Annotated in this window: 17 protein-coding genes and 1 pseudogene; 11 read left to right on the top strand and 7 right to left on the bottom strand. The window is 65.2% G+C overall.

Annotation, left to right across the window (positions count from 1 at the left end; all coding sequences use genetic code 11):
* Nucleotides 1-461 precede the first annotated feature (461 nt).
* Nucleotides 462-869 (top strand): hypothetical protein, encoded by a 408-nt coding sequence (locus tag BM222_RS24705; protein ID WP_092233428.1) that lies wholly within the window; start codon nucleotides 462-464, stop codon nucleotides 867-869.
* Nucleotides 870-1,069: 200 nt separating this feature from the next.
* On the opposite strand, the gene BM222_RS24700 is transcribed toward BM222_RS24705, so the two are convergent.
* Both BM222_RS24700 and BM222_RS24695 read right to left on the bottom strand, forming a co-directional pair.
* Nucleotides 1,070-1,315 carry a PilZ domain-containing protein gene (locus tag BM222_RS24700; RefSeq protein WP_164987974.1) on the bottom strand — a complete coding sequence of 82 codons (246 nt, stop codon included), beginning with the start codon at nucleotides 1,313-1,315 and terminating at the stop codon, nucleotides 1,070-1,072.
* A 269-nt stretch (nucleotides 1,316-1,584) separates the two neighbouring features.
* Nucleotides 1,585-2,922, bottom strand: coding sequence for a T6SS phospholipase effector Tle1-like catalytic domain-containing protein (locus BM222_RS24695; protein WP_092233425.1), 1,338 nt, complete (start codon nucleotides 2,920-2,922; stop codon nucleotides 1,585-1,587).
* Nucleotides 2,923-3,215: 293 nt separating this feature from the next.
* On the opposite strand from BM222_RS24695, the gene BM222_RS24690 reads away from it, so the two are divergent.
* Nucleotides 3,216-3,764: a hypothetical protein gene (locus BM222_RS24690; RefSeq protein ID WP_244547228.1), complete on the top strand. Its 549-nt coding sequence runs from the start codon at nucleotides 3,216-3,218 to the stop codon at nucleotides 3,762-3,764.
* Between the two features lie 198 nt (nucleotides 3,765-3,962).
* Here the strand turns inward: BM222_RS24690 and ftsZ are convergent, their stop codons facing one another.
* The 3 genes from ftsZ to BM222_RS42860 form a co-directional block, all read right to left on the bottom strand.
* The gene (gene ftsZ, locus BM222_RS24685; protein WP_092233422.1) at nucleotides 3,963-5,219 is read right to left on the bottom strand and encodes a cell division protein FtsZ; all 1,257 of its coding nucleotides are present in this window, start codon (nucleotides 5,217-5,219) and stop codon (nucleotides 3,963-3,965) included.
* A gap of 52 nt (nucleotides 5,220-5,271) precedes the next feature.
* Nucleotides 5,272-5,784, bottom strand: coding sequence for a hypothetical protein (locus BM222_RS24680; RefSeq protein WP_092233419.1), 513 nt, complete (start codon nucleotides 5,782-5,784; stop codon nucleotides 5,272-5,274).
* 459 nt (nucleotides 5,785-6,243) lie between these two features.
* Nucleotides 6,244-6,378 carry a hypothetical protein gene (locus BM222_RS42860; RefSeq protein ID WP_283810257.1) on the bottom strand — a complete coding sequence of 45 codons (135 nt, stop codon included), beginning with the start codon at nucleotides 6,376-6,378 and terminating at the stop codon, nucleotides 6,244-6,246.
* Between the two features lie 269 nt (nucleotides 6,379-6,647).
* Here BM222_RS42860 and BM222_RS24675 point away from each other — a divergent pair, with 269 nt between their 5' ends.
* From BM222_RS24675 to BM222_RS24660, 4 genes are all read left to right on the top strand, one after another.
* Nucleotides 6,648-6,914 carry a hypothetical protein gene (locus BM222_RS24675; RefSeq protein ID WP_092233416.1) on the top strand — a complete coding sequence of 89 codons (267 nt, stop codon included), beginning with the start codon at nucleotides 6,648-6,650 and terminating at the stop codon, nucleotides 6,912-6,914.
* Complete coding sequence (locus BM222_RS24670; RefSeq protein ID WP_092233413.1) at nucleotides 6,907-7,203, top strand: hypothetical protein; 297 nt, start codon at nucleotides 6,907-6,909, stop codon at nucleotides 7,201-7,203. Before BM222_RS24675 ends, BM222_RS24670 begins: the two co-directional genes overlap by 8 nt.
* Nucleotides 7,204-7,391: 188 nt before the next feature.
* Entirely contained in the window at nucleotides 7,392-7,670 is a 279-nt protein-coding gene (locus BM222_RS24665; protein ID WP_092233490.1) for a DUF1488 family protein, read from the top strand.
* A gap of 106 nt (nucleotides 7,671-7,776) precedes the next feature.
* A complete protein-coding gene (locus BM222_RS24660) occupies nucleotides 7,777-8,316 on the top strand; it encodes a GNAT family N-acetyltransferase (RefSeq protein WP_244547227.1) in 540 nt (179 codons plus the stop codon).
* Between the two features lie 115 nt (nucleotides 8,317-8,431).
* Here the strand turns inward: BM222_RS24660 and rpmB are convergent, their stop codons facing one another.
* Nucleotides 8,432-8,737 carry a 50S ribosomal protein L28 gene (gene rpmB, locus BM222_RS24655; protein ID WP_092233411.1) on the bottom strand — a complete coding sequence of 102 codons (306 nt, stop codon included), beginning with the start codon at nucleotides 8,735-8,737 and terminating at the stop codon, nucleotides 8,432-8,434.
* Between the two features lie 557 nt (nucleotides 8,738-9,294).
* Here rpmB and BM222_RS24650 point away from each other — a divergent pair.
* The 5 genes and pseudogenes from BM222_RS24650 (at nucleotide 9,295) to BM222_RS24630 (ending at nucleotide 15,959) form a co-directional block, all read left to right on the top strand.
* Nucleotides 9,295-10,083 carry a DUF3108 domain-containing protein gene (locus BM222_RS24650; RefSeq protein ID WP_092233486.1) on the top strand — a complete coding sequence of 263 codons (789 nt, stop codon included), beginning with the start codon at nucleotides 9,295-9,297 and terminating at the stop codon, nucleotides 10,081-10,083.
* 588 nt (nucleotides 10,084-10,671) lie between these two features.
* Nucleotides 10,672-14,046, top strand: coding sequence for a helicase-related protein (locus BM222_RS24645; protein ID WP_092233410.1), 3,375 nt, complete (start codon nucleotides 10,672-10,674; stop codon nucleotides 14,044-14,046).
* Between the two features lie 10 nt (nucleotides 14,047-14,056).
* Nucleotides 14,057-14,326, top strand: a pseudogene (locus BM222_RS24640) (RNA-binding S4 domain-containing protein); the annotation flags it as partial.
* 132 nt (nucleotides 14,327-14,458) lie between these two features.
* Nucleotides 14,459-14,797 (top strand): ferredoxin FdxA, encoded by a 339-nt coding sequence (fdxA, locus tag BM222_RS24635; RefSeq protein WP_092233404.1) that lies wholly within the window; start codon nucleotides 14,459-14,461, stop codon nucleotides 14,795-14,797.
* 349 nt (nucleotides 14,798-15,146) lie between these two features.
* Nucleotides 15,147-15,959, top strand: coding sequence for a CarD family transcriptional regulator (locus BM222_RS24630; RefSeq protein WP_177243432.1), 813 nt, complete (start codon nucleotides 15,147-15,149; stop codon nucleotides 15,957-15,959).
* 90 nt (nucleotides 15,960-16,049) lie between these two features.
* Here the strand turns inward: BM222_RS24630 and BM222_RS24625 are convergent, their stop codons facing one another.
* Nucleotides 16,050-17,447 (bottom strand): adenylate/guanylate cyclase domain-containing protein, encoded by a 1,398-nt coding sequence (locus BM222_RS24625; RefSeq protein ID WP_092233398.1) that lies wholly within the window; start codon nucleotides 17,445-17,447, stop codon nucleotides 16,050-16,052.
* Nucleotides 17,448-17,472: the final 25 nt, after the last annotated feature.

Here is a 17,472-nt window from a genome sequence, read left to right as displayed (position 1 = left end):
TTGCCAAAACCGGCTCGACCCTTGGATCGCAAACCGAAAGGAGCTTCCGCCGCTACGCCCGACCACACCAGCCTGATGGCGTGCTCGGTCAAGTCAAGGTCAAGCCGCTGCGCGGCGGCCCTCCGGGCCGACCTTGACGTGACCTGCGCGCGCCATCTTCACACTTCCACGGTCGGGACGAAGAGCTGGCCTGCAATCGAACAAAGAGCTGATCAAACACCTTGACACGCAAACTCCCCATGTGAGCAATCCAGAATCCCACCGCCGAACGAGGCTGGATTGCTTCGCTGCGCTCGCAATGACGGTGGAGGGCAGATGACGGCCACTGCCCAGCTCGCGCCACGGCGCTATCAGCAGGGGTAACGGTCCGGCCACTTCACATATCCGTAACTCTCTTCACCTTCCGCACCGGCCAAAACTGGCCTAACCTCCCGACCTCAGGGGCATCACGGAGGTCCGCCATGCGGTTTCGTGTTCGCAAGACCGCCCACGTGTTCGAGCGATTGGGGCTGGCGATGGCCGGTGCCGCGTGCGGGCTGTTCGTCGGCGCCTATGTCGGATCGGCCTTCACCTCGCTCACCACGCAGGGCTTTCTGCTGTTGATGATGCTGCTCGGCGTGATCGGCTTCTATCTCGGCATCGACACGCCGCAACTGCCCTTCGATGACGCGCACAGCCAGATCGACGCCGCGGAATTCCTGAGCTCCGCCGGCACGCTGTGCGCCACGCTGGCGGCACTTGCCTCCGTCGCCGTCATCGTGCTCCGCCTCGAGCCGCACGACGCGCTGACCCTGCTGGTGCTGATCGCCTGGATCGCCGGCGTGACGATGCAGATCGTCGCGGGCGCGAAGGCCAGGATGCGGGCGTAGCGACAGTTCGCTGTTCTCAAGATATCGCCGCGGGCTCCTTCACCTCTCCCGCTTGCGGGGGAGGTCGGCGCGAAGCGCCGGGTGGGGGCTCTCTCCGCTGGGGGACTCTCTCTGCGGAGACAGCCCTCTCCCCGACCCTCTCCCGCAAGCGGGAGAGGGGGCGCATCTGCCGTGGAGCGACGCCTACGAATCCACCACCCTCAAAACACCACGCCCACCCGCGTGCCGCGCTTCCAGGCGATCCTGCACCGCTTTTTCGTGTTCACGTGCAGCAGCTCGAATCGATCAGGAATCTTCACCTGGCCGCCGAGATCGACGCAGGCCCCGCCGGGCGAATAATCGATCAGCGTGCAGACGATCACGGGCGCGCGCGGGTCGGTGATGATCTTGGCCTGGCGGGACACCAGGCCGGCGGGTTTGACACGGGCATGTCGACGCGGATGCATTGGCACTCTCCTCCAAGTCCGCGGCGGCATGATCCGAAAAAGTTCTTCGATCAGATCATGCCCAAACAAGGCGCGGTGGCAGGGTTCCAATGATGAGGGGCAGTTGATGCGATCAGACTAAAGCGGGCGGAAGAATTTTAATGAAAAGTAGCGGCGATCCGAGAAAGCGGCGGTAGTGGGGTGGGGACGCAAGTCCACTGCGTTCGCAGGATGACGGCTGAGATGAAGCGCGACCCTGTTTCCTCACGAGTGGAGAGACCCCATCGCCCTCACACCTCCTCGGTCACCCCGTCCCGCTCCCCGCCCGGCGCCAGATCCACCCCCGGCGGCACCGGCATCGGCACCGTCACGTACTCCTTCGGCAAATTCACCGGCCGATACCCGGGCTCGACCGCCATGCGCTTCAATACGCTCTCATGCACATACGCGCCCTCGGGGATGAAGCGCGGTTCGCCATCGGGGATGTAGAACCCTGCAAAGACCTTGCGCTCCGGCCACTCCTTGTATGTCGCGCTCTTCGGCAGATATTCCAGCACGCGCCAGGCCGCGCTCATGGAATCGTGCAGCTTGCCGGCTCTCCCGGTGTAGGCGGGCGCGACATAGCTGAACGGCGAGGCCCTGCGCTGAATGCCCCAGGCCAGCTGGTTCACGGTGCGCGGGTTGAAGTTCAGGCCCGCTTTCGCGGCCTCCTCGATCATCCACAGCAGCGGATATTTCGATTCCGCGCTCTCGGCTTCCGGATAGCCGCCGCCGACGTCGCAATGCACGCCGGCGAACCATACCTGCAAAATGTCCTGCGGGACCTTCTTCTCGTCTCGCACGTAGCGATTGCTCCAGTATTGCTGCGGCTCCTCATACTCTTTCAGGCGGAACATGCAGCGCCGCTCGTCGATCGCGATCGCCTGGCGGAAGATGTTGACGCTCGGATTGCGCAGCGTGAAGGCCAGCTCCTCCAGGCTGAACACGAGGAAGAACACGTCGCGCCGCGGCACGATCACGCTGGCCACCGTGTCCCAGACGCCGATGAAATGGATGGTCGGCCAGCGCGTCGAGGTGATGCGCGCGAACTGCGCGGCGAGGTCGAATGCGTCCTTCGGCAGCGGCCCCTGCTCGTCGACCGCGATGTCCTTGAGGTCCTCGATGTCGTTGCCGCGCCCGAGCCCGGAATATTGCTTGTAGGCGATGAGGCCCGAGCCCGCGAGGTTCGCCTGCTCCGGCGAGATCAGCCCCACCTTGTGGATCAGCCCCGCCAGCACGCGCACCGTGTAAGCCCCGCGCGAGAAGCCGAACAGGAAGATCTTGTCGCCGGGCGCATAATGCTCGACCAGGAAGCCATAGGCCGACAACACGTTGTCATCGAGCCCGTAGCCGGTGGCGAGCCCCAGCACCGTCTTGATGTTGGCCTTCCACCTGTTCCAGGTCGACGGCTCCGTCACCGTGCCGACCCCGGGATCGTAAAACACCATCTGCCGCGGATGCGTCTTCTCGGTCTTGCGCAGGCAGCGATAGAGCTTCAGGACGTTGGAGATGTTCTCCGAGATCTCGTTGCCGGTGCCGTCACAGCAGATGACGAGGTTTTTGGGGGCGGGTCGGGCCGCGTGCTCCATGGGATGCGCCTCCGGGTGATGCTACCGGGGCGAGTATAGCGGAAATGGGTGGCAGCGAGGAGACGAAGGCGGCGCCGGGATAAACCCATCCGCATCGTCTGTTGACATTAACCTCCTGTTAACCATGCGGTCGCCTAATGGTGATGAATGGGGGGATCACCATGTCGGCCCATGTGACGCGACCGAAGTTGATGCCTGTTTCGGCCGATCCGGCCATCCGGTGGGTGGCGAGGCTCGCGGTTCGCGCCAGGGCCGTCCTACAGGGCAAAACGCCTGTCCTACGGAGCAAAGCCATGTTCGGAAAGGACGACTTAGTGGACCATCTCAGCCGCGATCTCGATCGCGCGCGCGTCAGGCGCGATGCGCTCGCATCCGAAGCCACGACCGTGGCGGCCCAGATCGCCGAAATCGAAGCGCGCCTCGTCGAGGAGAAGAAAAGGCGGGAGCGCGAGCGCGTCCTGGCCGAGATCGAAGTCATCAAGACGCGAATCAGGCAGGCGGCCGGCGCGTTTGCGCCCGTCGTCGACGGTCTCTCCAAGGCGATCGAGCAGGCGACGGCCGTCGTGCCCGAAGCGCGCGAGCTCAACAGTTTCCTGGTGTCGGTGGCGACCGAGATCGACAGCGTGCTCGATCCCCTGTTGCGCGAGTTGGATCAGCGCGCGGATGCGGTGCGGTCAGGACAGGCGGCGCTGGACTTGCCGAGTTCGGCCATTGAAGCGCCGGCCATCGAGCTGCCGAAAGACCCCAACGAACGCCTGCTTCGCTTTCCGGCCTGGCTGTCGCGCGACAAGGAGGCGGACAAGAAGGACGTCTCAGAGAGCCCGCGCAGCACGGCCGCGTGAATTCGCTGCGCTGCGCAGCGCGGGAAGCTCGTCTCAAGTTTCCACAGCGTCATGGCCGGGCTGACCCGGCCATCCACGTCTTGCTTGGTTGGTTGGAACAAAGACGTGGGTGCCCGGCACAAGGCCGGGCATGACGGGCTGGGCCGCGAGCGCTCGCTTTTTTGGCTACATCTTGAGTCAGACGCCGCTCGCCACCGCTCAGTTGGCGGCGCGGCGCAGGAAGGCCGGGATATCGAGAACGGTTTCGTCGGGCGCATTGCGCGGAGCGGTGCGGCCGTAAGGATCGAGCGGCTGAATCGCCGCGTGGCGCGCATGGTCCGGACCCAACCGGGCCGGAGGGCCGACGGGGTGGTGCGGCTGCGGGCGGAGCGGCGGGCTGCCCACTTGCGGCAAAGGTGCGCTGCGCTCGATGCGATCGGCGATGCGCCGGCCGTCATTGCGCAGCTTTCCGGCGAGCTGGGTGAGGGCGGTTTCCACCGGCAGCGCCTGCGCCGGGTCGAGATTGTCGATCCCGGTCGCCACCACCGAGACGCGGACGATGCCATCCAGGCTTTCGTCAAAGGACGCGCCGACGATGATGTTGGCGTCCGGGTCGGCCTCGTCGCGAATGCGGGTAGCGGCTTCGTCGACCTCGTACAGCATGAGATCCTTGCCGCCGGTGATGGAGATGATGAGGCCGCTGGCGCGCTTGATCGAGGGGTTCTCGATCAGCGGATTGGAGATCGCAGCGACCGCGGCGGCGAGCACGCGCTTCTCGCCCGAGGCCTCGCCCCGTCCCATCATGGCCTTGCCCTTCTCCTTCATGACGGAGAGGACGTCGGCGAAATCGAGATTGATCAGGCCTTCCTTGACGATGAGGTCGCTGATGCAGGCTACGCCCGAATAGAGCACCTGGTCGGCAAGGGCGAAGGCATCGGCGAACGTGGTCTTCTCGCTGGCCACCCGGAACAGGTTCTGGTTCGGGATGATCAGGAGCGTGTCGACCGTCTTCAGCAGCTCCTCGATGCCGGCCTCGGCAAAGCGCATGCGGCGCTGGCCCTCGAAGTAGAACGGCTTGGTGACCACGCCGATGGTGAGAATGCCGAGCTCGCGCGCGGTCCTGGCGACGACGGGGGCGGCCCCGGTGCCGGTGCCGCCGCCCATGCCTGCCGTCACGAACACCATGTGCGCGCCGGTCAGTTGCTCGCGGATCGCATCGATCGCCTCTTCGGCCGCGGCGCGTCCCAGTTCCGGCTGCGAGCCGGCGCCGAGGCCCGCGGTCACCTTGGTGCCGAGCTGGATCAGCCGCCGCGCCTTCGACATCGCCAGCGCCTGCGCGTCGGTGTTGGCGACGACGAACTCGACGCCCTCGAGCCCGGCCGTGATCATGTTGTTCACGGCATTGCCGCCGGCGCCGCCGACGCCGAACACGACGATGCGGGCTTTCATTTCGTGAATGTCGGTATTCCCAGCCATGTTTTCCTCGCGATTGGTCCGGCAAGCCGGGGATTGAAGAAAGTCTCGAGTGTTATCCGCGCATCGCGCGGTCTGCCTGAACGATGGCGGCGGCCAGATGTCCCAGCCGACGCGCGGCGTATCCCGCGAGCGAGCCGCCCGGCCGGCGATCGGTCCGCAGCGCCGCCATGTCGTCTTCCAGGCGTGCCGCCCACGCATTGGCGGCCGTCGCCTCGGCGGTCGCCTGCTGCAGCTCGACGACGAGGCGCTCGGCGCGGTCACGCTCGCGCTCGAACACGGCCCTGTAGGCGGTTGCGACGTCTTGGAGCCGCGCGATCTCCGCCTTGAAGGCCTCGGTCTTGATGGCGTCGATCCTTGCCATGGACACAGCGATGGGGTCCGCCCGGCGGCCCCTTCGCGGGCGGGGCGTGTAGCGCAGCTCGGAGAAATCAACCCTCACCAGGGCCTTGCCGTCATCCGACCGCGAGCGCGGCAGGCGGCGCCGTCGCGCCAGCGACCGCGCGGCCTCGCGCGAGATATCGAGGCGGGCACCCAGATCGGCATACGTCAACAACGCAACAGACATCGGCGCTTCTCCTGGAGCGAACCGGGAAGGGCATTTCGGGCTAATGATGGCTGGACGATTGCAGCAGGCTAGGCTGCGTTGGTTAATGCGTGGTTAACGCGGGCGCGGTGTTGTTTACGGGTGGCGTCGCCGGGTCGACGCCGGGATCGGCAGAGCCGCCCCGGGGATCGGCAGAGCCGACCCGGGGATCGGGAGCACGATCTGCCGCGGCTGCTCGGTCTTGCGCAGGCAGCGATCGAGCTTCAGCACGTATAGCGGAAAAGCGCGACGGAGAGGAGACGATGGTGGTTGCCGCGAAGGCGGTGCGCTCCCTCTCCCGCCTGCGGGAGAGGGTTGGGGAGAGGGTGTCTCTGCAACGGGGACAATCCGCAACAGGAAAGAACCCTCATCCGCCACGCGCGGCACGTCCTATGAAATCCATGCGCGATCGTCTGCCGCAGGCGGGAGCAGGCGCAAAACCTACTTCTTCTTCCCCTGGCCGATCTCCGGCTGCCAGGCCGCGTCCTTGCGGCTCGGCGCCGCGGCGATCACCTTGGCTTTGTCCTTTTTCGGTTTCTTGGCTTCGCGATTGCTGCGTTGCTGTCCCCTGGCCATGTCGCTCTCCTCCGGTGGTTTGAGCTCATCCGGTTCGTCGGATTGCAGCGCACGCCCGCGACATGCAGACGGTCGATGCCCTGGCGCGAGGTGCGGTGATGCAACCGAGCCTACGCCCGCATCACCGCAATAGCGAGGCCTAACACGCCTCGCGCTGCGCCCTCGTTGCGCGCAGCGGCGCTGACGATAGTGCTGGCTATTGCCGCGCAACGGGCGCATGTTCAATTCAGTCGGCGTCGGTGGGGGCCCACTTGCAAAGGCAGGCGCGCATGACCATCCGCTCGCGGCATGAAACCGTGACATTCAAGCATCCGTTCCACCTCCGCGGCATCACGCGCGAATTGCCGGCGGGCGCCTATGATGTCGTCACCGACGAGGAGACGATCGATGGCCTGTCGTTCGAGGTCTGGCGCCGCATCGCCACCATGATCACCGTTCCGGTCGAAGGCCTGCGCGGCGCCACCGAGCTTCTGTCGATCGGCTCTGTCGACCTTGCGGATGCGATAGCGGCGGACTCGAGCGCCACCCATGACTGATCAACCCGTCGATCTCGACAAGCATCGCGGCATGGCCGCGCAGAAGGCCACCGATTTGCGCCGCGTGCTGGCGGAGGTCGAGAACAACGTCCGTGAGCTGCGCGAGCGCGAGGCCGATCTCGAAAGTCGCATGCTGACGGTGCCCGCCGCCTCCTGGTCCGAAGCCGCCGTGAAGGCGCGCTACGTCCTCAACCTCTACGCCGCCAGCCTTCCGCCCGAAGACACCCGCCACCGCGCGCTTGTGGCCGCGCTGTTCGACGATTTTGCGAAACTCGGCGAGGGGGGCTGAGGCCCGTCGCGACCCAGGTGTTCTTGCTCCGCTGTCGTCCCGGACAAGCGAAGCGCAGATCCGGGACCCATAGCCACCGAAGCGAGTTGTCGTAGCTGCGCGTGCCACAGCGTGCTTCAATGAAGCCGACCGGCTCGTGGCTGGCTACGCCGGTGCGGCACGACCTTGGAGTCGCAAAGGAGAACCCCATGACCCTCACCAGCGGCCGTTTCATCGGTCACGAACAGGACCGCGGCATCGTCCAGTTCTCGATGCAGGACGGTGCGAAGGAAATTCCCTGCGCGATCTCGACCTCCGCCATGGACGCTCTGGAACGCGGCCCGCAGACCCGCCCTGACGAGCGCGAAGCTCAGTTCACCCGCCTCCGCGACCGCATCGAAGCCCGCGCCGCGAGCAAGTACCGCGCGACGGAGTTCGAAGGCACCCCGCCGGGCATCGTGCTGCGCAGCATCGATTTTCGGGGGTAGACTCCGCGAGGAGGGCTGGTGTGTCTCCGCGTTGGGATCAGCGAAGCGACGGTCCTGCTCCCGACACCCGGGGGCGACGTTCCGCCGCCATGACTTCGATATCGTGATGAGCTATCGGCGCGGGATGGAAAATGATCAGATCACGCTCACCGTTGCTCATCTCAGCGACATCGAGGCATTCAAGAGAGAGCTGCAGGAGGCCTTCGCGGTTGCCGTCATCGCGGAGTTCGGCTCACTGCCGCACGGCCCGATCCCCTCCGATGAGGATCTCGGCGGCGCGACGGCTTCGCCAGGCGCGGTGGTCTTGCGGATCGTCTGCCGGGGCCGGAAGGTCGGCGGCGCTGTCGTCACGATCGATGACGACACCAACTGCAACTCGCTCGATCTCTTCTTCATATCGCGCGGCGAACATGGCCGCGGCCTGGGGCACAAGGCGTGGACCGCGATCGAGCGCAGCTATCCGAAGACGCGCGTCTGGCAAACCCACACGCCGTACTTCGAGAAGCGGAATATTCACTTCTACGTCAACAAGTGCGGCTTCAAGGTCGTCGAGTTCTTCAATGCCCACCATCCTGACCCTCACGGTCATCGCGCCGACGACTTGCCCGGCGGAGGTGAAGGCTTCCGGTTTGAAAAGATCATGTGAGGGTAAGCCACAACTAAAACGGCCGGATCTTTCGATCCGGCCGCAACGCAAACTCTACTCGGCTAAGCCTACGCCACGCGACGCAACCTAGCCCCCCGCCCTAACGCAAAATCTCTTAGCTGGCCTTCTTGACCGGCGCGTCGCCGACCTTCTTTTCGATGGCGCGCTTCAGCTCGACGGCGCGCGGCGACAGGGCGTCGGTCTTGGCCTTGAGCAGGTAGGCATCGAGACCGCCATTGTGGTCGACGCTCTTCACCGCGTTGGTGGAGACGCGCAGGCGCACGTTGCGGCCCAGCGCTTCCGAGATGAAGGTCACGTTGACCAGGTTCGGCAGGAAGCGGCGCTTGGTCTTGATGTTGGAGTGGCTGACCTTGTGGCCGACGAGGGGGCCCTTGGCCGTCAGTTCGCAGCGGCGAGACATGGTAGAAATCCTCAGGTTCGAACCCCCAACGATTGCGGCCGCCATTCGGGGCGCCACGGGGGCTAATTCTTTTGTCCTTGCAGGGAGCGGGCGGACGTATAGGGGGGAAGGGGCGGGACGTCAAGGTTTTGGGCGGGGATTCGTGCTCCGCAATAGGTGTCATCGCCCGGCTTGACCGGGCGATCCAGTATCCCAGAGGCCGGCGTTGTGAGCTCGCTCTCACCAGGTCCGCCGCGGCGTACTAGATGCCCCGGTCAAGCCGGGGCATGACAGCGGAGTGGGTGGCGAGAGGTATCCAAGCCCGGCGCCGGGCCACGCCCCAATCACCAAAACGGCAATGTTTGAAACGCCTTACCATCACATAAAGGGCGCAATCTCCTCCGAAAGACTCCGGTGAGTTCCCGGCCTTTGGCGTCTGGACGCATTGCTTAGCGCCGTAACAGGCTTAAGTAACAACAACTCGCTTCCGATTGGACTGTGTCGTGCACACCACCTCCCTCGTTCCGCCCCGGCTGCGTGCGGCCGGCAGGCTGGCTCTGGCCGCTTTTGGCGGGCTGATGCTGGCGTGGGCGGCGGAGCCTGCGGCGGCGCAGGGCAAGCTCGAGGCGCAATATGAGGCCTCGCTATCGGGCATCCCGGTCGGCCGCGGCGCCTGGAACATCGATATCCAGGACGACGTGTTCTCGGCCGCGGCCTCCGGCGGCACCACCGGCATTCTGAAGTCGTTCGCGGGCGGGTCCGGCACCGGCGCCTCGCAGGGGCGCATCGTCAACGGCGCGCTGGTCGCGACCGCCTACCAGGCCTCCACCACCACCTCGAAGAAGACCGAAGAGATCCACATCACCCTCGACAAGGGCAATGTGAAGGAGTTCGGCATCATTCCGGAGCCGCCCGTCGACCCTGATCGCATCGTCGTCACAGAGGCGCATCGGCGCGGCGTGTTCGATCCGATGACGGCCTCGCTGGTGCGCGTGCCCGGAAACGGCGATCCGTTGTCGCCCGAGGCCTGCCACGGCGGCGCGCCGATCTTCGACGGCCGCATGCGCTACGAGCTCAAGCTCGATTTCAAGCGCATGGAGACCGTGAAGGCCGAGAAGGGCTATCACGGTCCGGTCGTGGTCTGCGCGCTCTATTTCGTGCCCATCGCCGGCTACATCCCCGACCGCCCCGTGATCAAATACCTCGCCGCCCAGCGCAACATCGAGATCGCGTTGGCGCCTATCGCGGGCACGCGGGTTTTGGTCCCGTTCTGGCTGAAAGTGCCGACGCCGCTCGGGCCTGCGATGCTGGAAGCGACCAGCTTCATCACCACGGCCCAGCCGCCGCGGGTCGCGAAGACGCAATAGGTTTTGGCCGCGCTTTCCTTCCTTGAACCGTCACCCTGAGGTGCTCGCCTCTTCGGCGAGCCTCGAAGGGCGCCAGCCCCACTGTCCCCGCGCGGACCACGGCCGCATCCGGGCCGTCCATCCTTCGAGGCTCGCCCCGCGGTGCCTCGCACCGCGGAACTCGCACCTCAGGATGACGGATTTCCCGCCGGTTGTATCCGCTCCTAGCAACATCAATGACTTACCTACTGTGCATGGGGTTGTTTTAGGACGTGCCTCGGAGGGCCACCATTCTCCGGGAATCCATTTGACTCCTCCCCGATTCTGATTCGACTCACGCTCATCCCCAACTTAAGGAAATCCGTCCTCGAAACGCCGCTTGTGCGGCCGCGCAAAACTCCATCTAGTGCGATGGAAACAACAGTCCCGCGACATGTTGCGTGAACGTATCGGGACTCCCAGGGGAGTCAGCGATTCGGCCGCGATTCGTTCTAGAGTCGTTCCGAGGCTTAAGGCGAACGGGAAAAGCGTCGCAAAGTGAGACAGTTGCCCACCCGCCCGAGACAGCACTGACATTCGCCCGATCAGCTATTACCTAATCAGCCAGATATGCCCTTCTCGTCCTCCTCCTTCGCTTCCGACCGCGCGCTGTCCGATCGCGTGCCTGGCGCCGGCGTCACCGCCGTGCTCGGGCCGACCAACACCGGCAAGACCCATCTCGCCATCGAACGGATGCTCGCGCATTCCTCAGGCATGATCGGCCTGCCGCTGCGCCTGCTCGCGCGCGAGGTCTACAACAAGATCGTCGCCCGCGTCGGCCCGGAGGCCGTCGCGCTCGTCACGGGCGAGGAGAAGATCAAGCCGAGAAGTCCGCGCTATTGGGTGTCGACCGTCGAGGCGATGCCGCGCGACCTCGACGTCTCGTTTCTTGCCGTCGACGAGATCCAGATCGCCTCCGATCTCGAACGCGGCCACGTCTTCACCGACCGCATCCTCAACCGCCGCGGCCGCGACGAGACGTTGCTGCTCGGCGCTGCGACCATGCGGCCGATCATCGAGCGGCTCTTGCCCGGCGTCTCCATGATCACCCGGCCGCGGCTGTCGCAGCTCGAATTCGCAGGCGATCGCAAGATCACGCGCCAGCCGCGCCGGACTGCGATCGTCGCGTTCTCCGCCGACGAGGTCTACGCCATCGCGGAGCTGATCAGGCGACAGCATGGCGGCGCCGCCGTGGTGCTGGGCTCGCTCTCGCCCCGCACGCGCAATGCGCAGGTGGAGATGTTCCAGAACGGCGACGTCGATTATCTCGTCGCCACCGATGCCGTCGGCATGGGCCTCAATCTCGACGTCGACCACGTCGCCTTCGCCTCCGACCGCAAGTTCGACGGCTATCAGTTCCGCCGCCTCACGCCGGCCGAGTTCGCGCAGATCGCCGGCCGTGCCGGGCGCGCCACGCGCAACGGCACGTTCGGCACGACCGGTCGCTGCGGCCCGTTCGAGCCTGAGCTCGTGAACGCGCTTCAGAACCACATCTTCGATCCCGTGAAGATGCTGCAATGGCGCAACTCGAAGCTCGATTTCTCCTCCCTCGCCGCGCTGCAAGTCTCGCTCAATCTGGCCCCGGGCCACGAGACGCTGACGCGCGCCCCGATCGCCGAAGACATGCGCGTGCTCGACCACGCCGCCCGCGACGTCGAGGTGCGCGATATCGCGCATGGCAAGGCCGCCGTGGAACGGCTGTGGGAGGCCTGTCAGGTCCCGGACTACCGGAAACTGTCGCCGGCCGCCCATGCCGAGCTGGTGACGACGCTCTACGGCTTCCTGATGCAGAAGGGCTGCATCCCCGATTCCTGGTTCGCCGCCCAGGTCGACCAGGCCGACCGCATCGACGGCGATATCGACACGCTGTCGGCCCGGATCGCGCAAATCCGCACCTGGACCTTCGTCGCCAACCGGCCGGACTGGCTGAAAGACCCCGATCGCTGGCAGGGGACCACGCGCGAGGTCGAAAATAAATTATCGGATGCGCTCCATGAACGCTTGACTGAGCGTTTCGTTGATCGCCGGACCAGTGTATTGATGCGCCGCCTGCGGGAGAACACGAGCTTGAATACGGAAATCGGCAAGACCGGCGAAGTCATCGTCGAAGGCCATGTCATCGGCCGCCTCGATGGCTTCACCTTTGCACCGGATGCGGCGGAAGCCGGCTCCGATGCGAAAGCCTTGCAGGCTGCCGCGCAAGCGGTGCTCGCCGGCGAGATCAATACGCGCGCCGAAAAACTGGGCAACGCGCCGGACGACCAGTTCGTGCTGACCTCTGACGGCACCATTCGCTGGACCGGCGATGCCGTGGCGCGGCTGACCGCCGCAGAGGAGGCGCTGCATCCGCGCATCCGCATCATCTCCGACGAGCGCCTGACGGGTGGCCCCCGCGAGAAGGTGCAGGCGCGCCTCGACCTGTGGCTCAAGACGCATATCGAGAAGCTGCTCGGGCCGATGTTCGAGCTGTCGAAGGCCGAGGACGTCACGGGTATCGCCCGCGGCATCGCCTATCAGCTCGTCGAGGCGCTCGGCGTGCTCGAGCGTCCCAAGATCGCCAACGAGCTGAAGGATCTCGATCAGCCCTCGCGCGCGGTGTTGCGCAAATATGGCGTCCGCTTCGGCGCCTATCACATCTATTTCCCCGGCATCCTGAAGCCCGCCGCGCGCGCGCTCGCAGCCCTGCTGTGGGCGCTGAAGCAGGACAACGTCGATCTCTCGGCTCTGTCTGGCGCGCAGCATCTGGCCTCGTCCGGCCGCACCTCGTTCCCGGTCGACAAGACCCTGCCGCGCGATGCCTATCGCGTGCTCGGCTACAAGCAGGCCGGCGAGCGCGCGGTCCGCGTCGACATTCTGGAGCGTCTTGCCGACCTGATCCGCCCGGCGCTGGCCTGGCGCGATAATTCGCCAGGCGAAAAACCCGCCGGTGCATTCGACGGCCGCGGTTTCGTGGTGACGCAGGCGATGACCTCGCTCACCGGCTCCGCCGGCGAGGATTTCGCCTCGGTGCTGCGCGCGCTCGGCTATCGCATGGAGAAGCGTGCGCCGTTGCCGCCGAAGCCTGCTGCGCCTGTTGCTGCGGAGACGCCGGCCGCCGAAGCTTCTGCCGAGGCGCCTGCGACCGAGGAGGCTGCCGCGCCCGTTGAGGCCGCGATCGAAGCCGTCACCGTCGAAGACGCGCCCGGGATGGAGCAGCACGACGAGCCCGCGCACGAAGAGCCGGCGCTCGAAGCAACTTCCGAAGGCCCCGTCACGCCCGAAGATGCCCCCGGCATCGCGCCGCCCGCGGAAGAGGCTGCTGCGCCCGCGGAGGCTGCCGCTGACGCCGCTCCGGCCGAGGCCGCCGCTGCGGAAGCCGCTGCATCTCCCGATGCCGCTGCGCCTGTCGAGGCCGCAGCCACGCCCGCCGAGCCCGAGCTCGTCGAGGTCTGGCGTCCCGGCGGCCGTCACGAGGATCGCAAGCCGCGCCACGAGCGCCATCGCCATCAGCGCCATAACAAGCAGCGTCCGCAGGCCGGTGCTGAAGGCGCCTCGGCTGCGCCCGGCGAAGCTGCCGAAGGTGCGAAGCCGGGTGAGCGCCATCGTCACGGTGGCCATCGTCGCGATGGCGGCCGGGATTTTCGCAAGCCGCGCGAGGGTGGTGCCGAGGGTGCGCCGCGCCAGGAAGGGCGCGACGATCGGAATCGCAGCTTCCAGGGCAAGGACCGCGACAACAAGGATCGCGATCGCAACCGCGACAACAAGAAGTTCGGCGGCGAGCGAGACAAGGGCCGCGACAACAGGGGCCGCGACCGCGATAAGGGTCGCGACCGTCAGGGCGGTCCGTCGTTGCGTCCGTACGCCTCGAGCGCTAATCCGCGCGAGCGTGATCGTCCCGCCGATCCGAACTCGCCGTTTGCAAAACTCGCCGCGCTGAAAGAGCAACTCTCCGGTCGCAAGGAGTAGTCCCACGACCGAGCGGCAGCGCCTCGACAAATGGCTGTGGCACGCGCGGGTGGTGAAGGCGCGAACCTCCGCGGTTGAGCTCGTGGTAACAGGACACGTCCGCATCAACGGCACGCGCGAGAAATCGCCCGGCCATGCGATCAAGGTCGGCGACGTCATCACGGTCGCGCTCGACCGGACCGTGCGCGTGTTGAAGGTGATTAATTTCAACGAGCGCCGCGGCGATGCCGCCTCGGCGCGTGTGCTCTACGAGGAGCTCGGCGACGCAGAGCGCAATTAATTGCGCCAGTTATTCATTTCTTGGTCGATCGAGCACATAAAGCCGTCATGATCGCGCCTTCCCGATCTTGCAGCGCGGGGCCATCCGCGCTACGGAAGCCGCGACTTTTAAAAGAGCTTTTCGGAGCGTTGGATGACTTACGTCGTCACTGAAAACTGCATCAAGTGCAAGTACACCGACTGCGTCGAGGTCTGCCCGGTCGACTGTTTCTACGAGGGTGACAACATGCTCGTCATCCATCCTGACGAGTGCATCGATTGCGGCGTGTGCGAGCCGGAATGCCCCGCCGACGCCATCAAGCCGGATACGGAACCGGGCCTGGAAAAGTGGCTTCAGGTCAACGCCGAGTACGCCAAGAGCTGGCCGAACATCACCCAGAAGAAAGAATCACCCGAAGACGCGAAGGAATTCGACGGTCAGGAAGGTAAGTTCGACAAGTATTTTTCTCCCAACCCCGGCTCCGGTGACTAAATTCCGGCGCAAACTTAACCCTAATACCGTCGTCAACGCCGAAAACCGGCCCTAAAGACCCCTAAATCATTGATTTTTGCGGGAAATGTGCTATATTGGGCACATTAAGCTGAACCCCCGTCAGCCCAGTAGGCCCCGTTGGGTTCCCGTGAAACCAAATGTCGAACAGGGGCGTGGCAGTTTCCGCGCGCAGGCTGTGTCACAGAAAACGCGTAAAAAGAGTACTTCAGCGAGGGCTTCCCATAAGGAGGCCAAAAAAGTCGCCGCGGCCAGCCGTAGCGCATCCAAGGGTCGGACCGCCGCCAAGGCGCCGCCGGCTGCAAAGTCCTCGAAGCACAAAAGAAGCGCAATGCCTAACAAGACTGCCAAACCGGCCGCGAAAGCGACCGTTGCCAAGCCTGCTGCCAAGCCTGTTCTTGCCAAGGCTCCCGTCACCAAGGCTCCCGCTGCCAAGCCCGCTGCTCCGAAGGCTCCTGCTGCCGCCCCTGCCAAGGCCCCCGTTGCTGCTACCAAGCCGGCCGTGAAGGCCGCTGCACCCGCGCCGAAGGTCGAGGAAAAGAAGGTCGTGACCCAGCGTCAGGGCTTCAAGGCCAATGAATTCGTCGTCTATCCCGCTCATGGCGTCGGCCAGATCCTGGCCATCGAGGAGCAGGAGATCGCCGGCGCGAAGCTCGAGCTGTTCGTCATCAACTTCATCAAGGACAAGATGACGCTGCGCGTTCCGACGGCCAAGGTCGCCAACGTCGGCATGCGCAAGCTGTCCGAGCCCGCGCTGGTCAAGAAGGCACTGGAGACGCTGAAGGGGCGCGCCCGCGTCAAGCGTACCATGTGGTCGCGCCGTGCCCAGGAATACGAAGCGAAGATCAATTCGGGCGACATCGTCGCGATCGCGGAAGTCGTGCGCGACCTCTACCGCTCCGAGTCGCAACCCGAGCAGTCCTACAGCGAACGTCAGCTCTATGAAGCGGCGCTCGATCGTCTGTCGCGAGAGATCGCGGTGGTGCAGCACTCGACCGAAACCGAAGCGGTCAAGGAGATCGAGGCCCAACTCGCCAAGAGCCCGCGCCGCAACGCCAAGGCGGAAGCCGCCGAGGGTGAAGGCGAGGCGGATACCGACGATACCGATGGCGACGACACCACGGTTGCCGACGAAGCCGCCTAAGCGCCCCGCGTCGATCGCATCACATCGAGAGCTCGGCCGGTTGGCCGGGCTTTTTGTCTGGACGCGTGATCCAGCGGGCTCGCGTGTCGCCTACGACGTCGCGCGTGGTTGGGCCCAGATGGCGATCGGCCGCTCCAGCCCGCGGATCGCCTGGGGATCCATGGCGATCAGCGGTGCAAACGTTTGGGCCGTGCTGCCGAGCTCGAGCCGGGCGCGACTGACCAGATCGTTGCTTGCCACCAGCGCGCAGTCGAGCGTGCGCGTCAGCGCTTCGAGACGGCTTGCTGCATTGACGGTCGCGCCGATCACTGCAAATTCCAGACAGGTGTGCCCGATGTCACCGAGCACCACCGGCCCGTAGTGCAGGCCAAAACTGACGCGCATCGCCGGTTCACCGGACGCCGTTCGCCGCGCGTTCCACGCCTCGGCCGCCGCGATCATGGCTTGGGCGCAGCACAAGGCATTGCCGGCGTCACGCGGGCCTGCGAAGGGCGTGCCGAATGTCGCCATCAATCCGTCGCCGAGATATTTGTCCAACGTGCCCTCGTGCCGGAAAACCTCCTGCTCCATCAACCCGTGGAATTCGCGTAACGTCCGCACCACGTCCTCCGGGGCGCGTACATCCGCAAAGGCCGTGAAGCCGACGATGTCCACGAACAGCACCGCGACGTCTTGCGTGCGCACCTGTTTCAACGGCTCGTCGTGCTTCGACAATTCCGTGACGACGTTGGGCGAGAAGTAGCGCGCCAAATTGCCGCGTTCCCGTTCCACTGCGGCATGCCGGATCAGCAAATCATTGCTGCGGCTGACCGCGATCGCCAGCGTCACGGCCACGATCACGAAGACGACGATTTCCTGGATGCGAATGCCGAATCCGATCGCATTCGGCGAGATCAGCGCCAATAGCCTGTGATCGCTGCCCACCACCTCTGCAATGCGGGCGGTCAGCGCGGGATCGCGATCGGGTTGCCACCACACCCAGGCCATGCCGATCACCCAGAGGGCCGAGGTCCATGTTCCGACCGCGATCACGGTTCGCCAGGAATACGCCAGCGTGGCGCCCGAGAGCAGCACGAAGAAGTAGATGAAGTTGCCAAAATGGTATTGCATGGCCACCGGCCAGTGCGTCGTGCCGAATGGGTTCGGGACGACGATGACGACTGTGAGCAGCGCCAGGTCGCAGAACAAAAGTGCCAGCTCTGCCCGCGACACGCCGACCCGCCCCACCCTGACCTGGGCCCAGCCAATCAGTGCGAAGACGCCGAGCAACGCCACGTAATAGAGCTGCTCCCATGCCGGGTTGATGGCCATCAGCAGGCAAGCGATGACCGCCAGGGCGATATAGCGCGCCCGGACGGCCAGCTGCAGGCCCTCTTTTTTGCCAGCCTCGAGTGCCGCCTTTGCAAATTGAACGGTTTCGCTGTCCCGCTGGCTGCGGGCGGGCAAAAGCGCGGCAGGCCGGTAGAACCGATCGATGAGCGTTGTCACGGGGAGTCTCCTCGCTGGGGCTCTT

It is taken from the genome of Bradyrhizobium sp. Gha (assembly GCF_900113735.1).
In the GTDB taxonomy this organism is placed as follows: domain Bacteria; phylum Pseudomonadota; class Alphaproteobacteria; order Rhizobiales; family Xanthobacteraceae; genus Bradyrhizobium.
The sequence above is the reverse complement of the archived record's forward strand: the minus strand, read 5'-3'. Positions and strand labels throughout refer to the sequence as shown.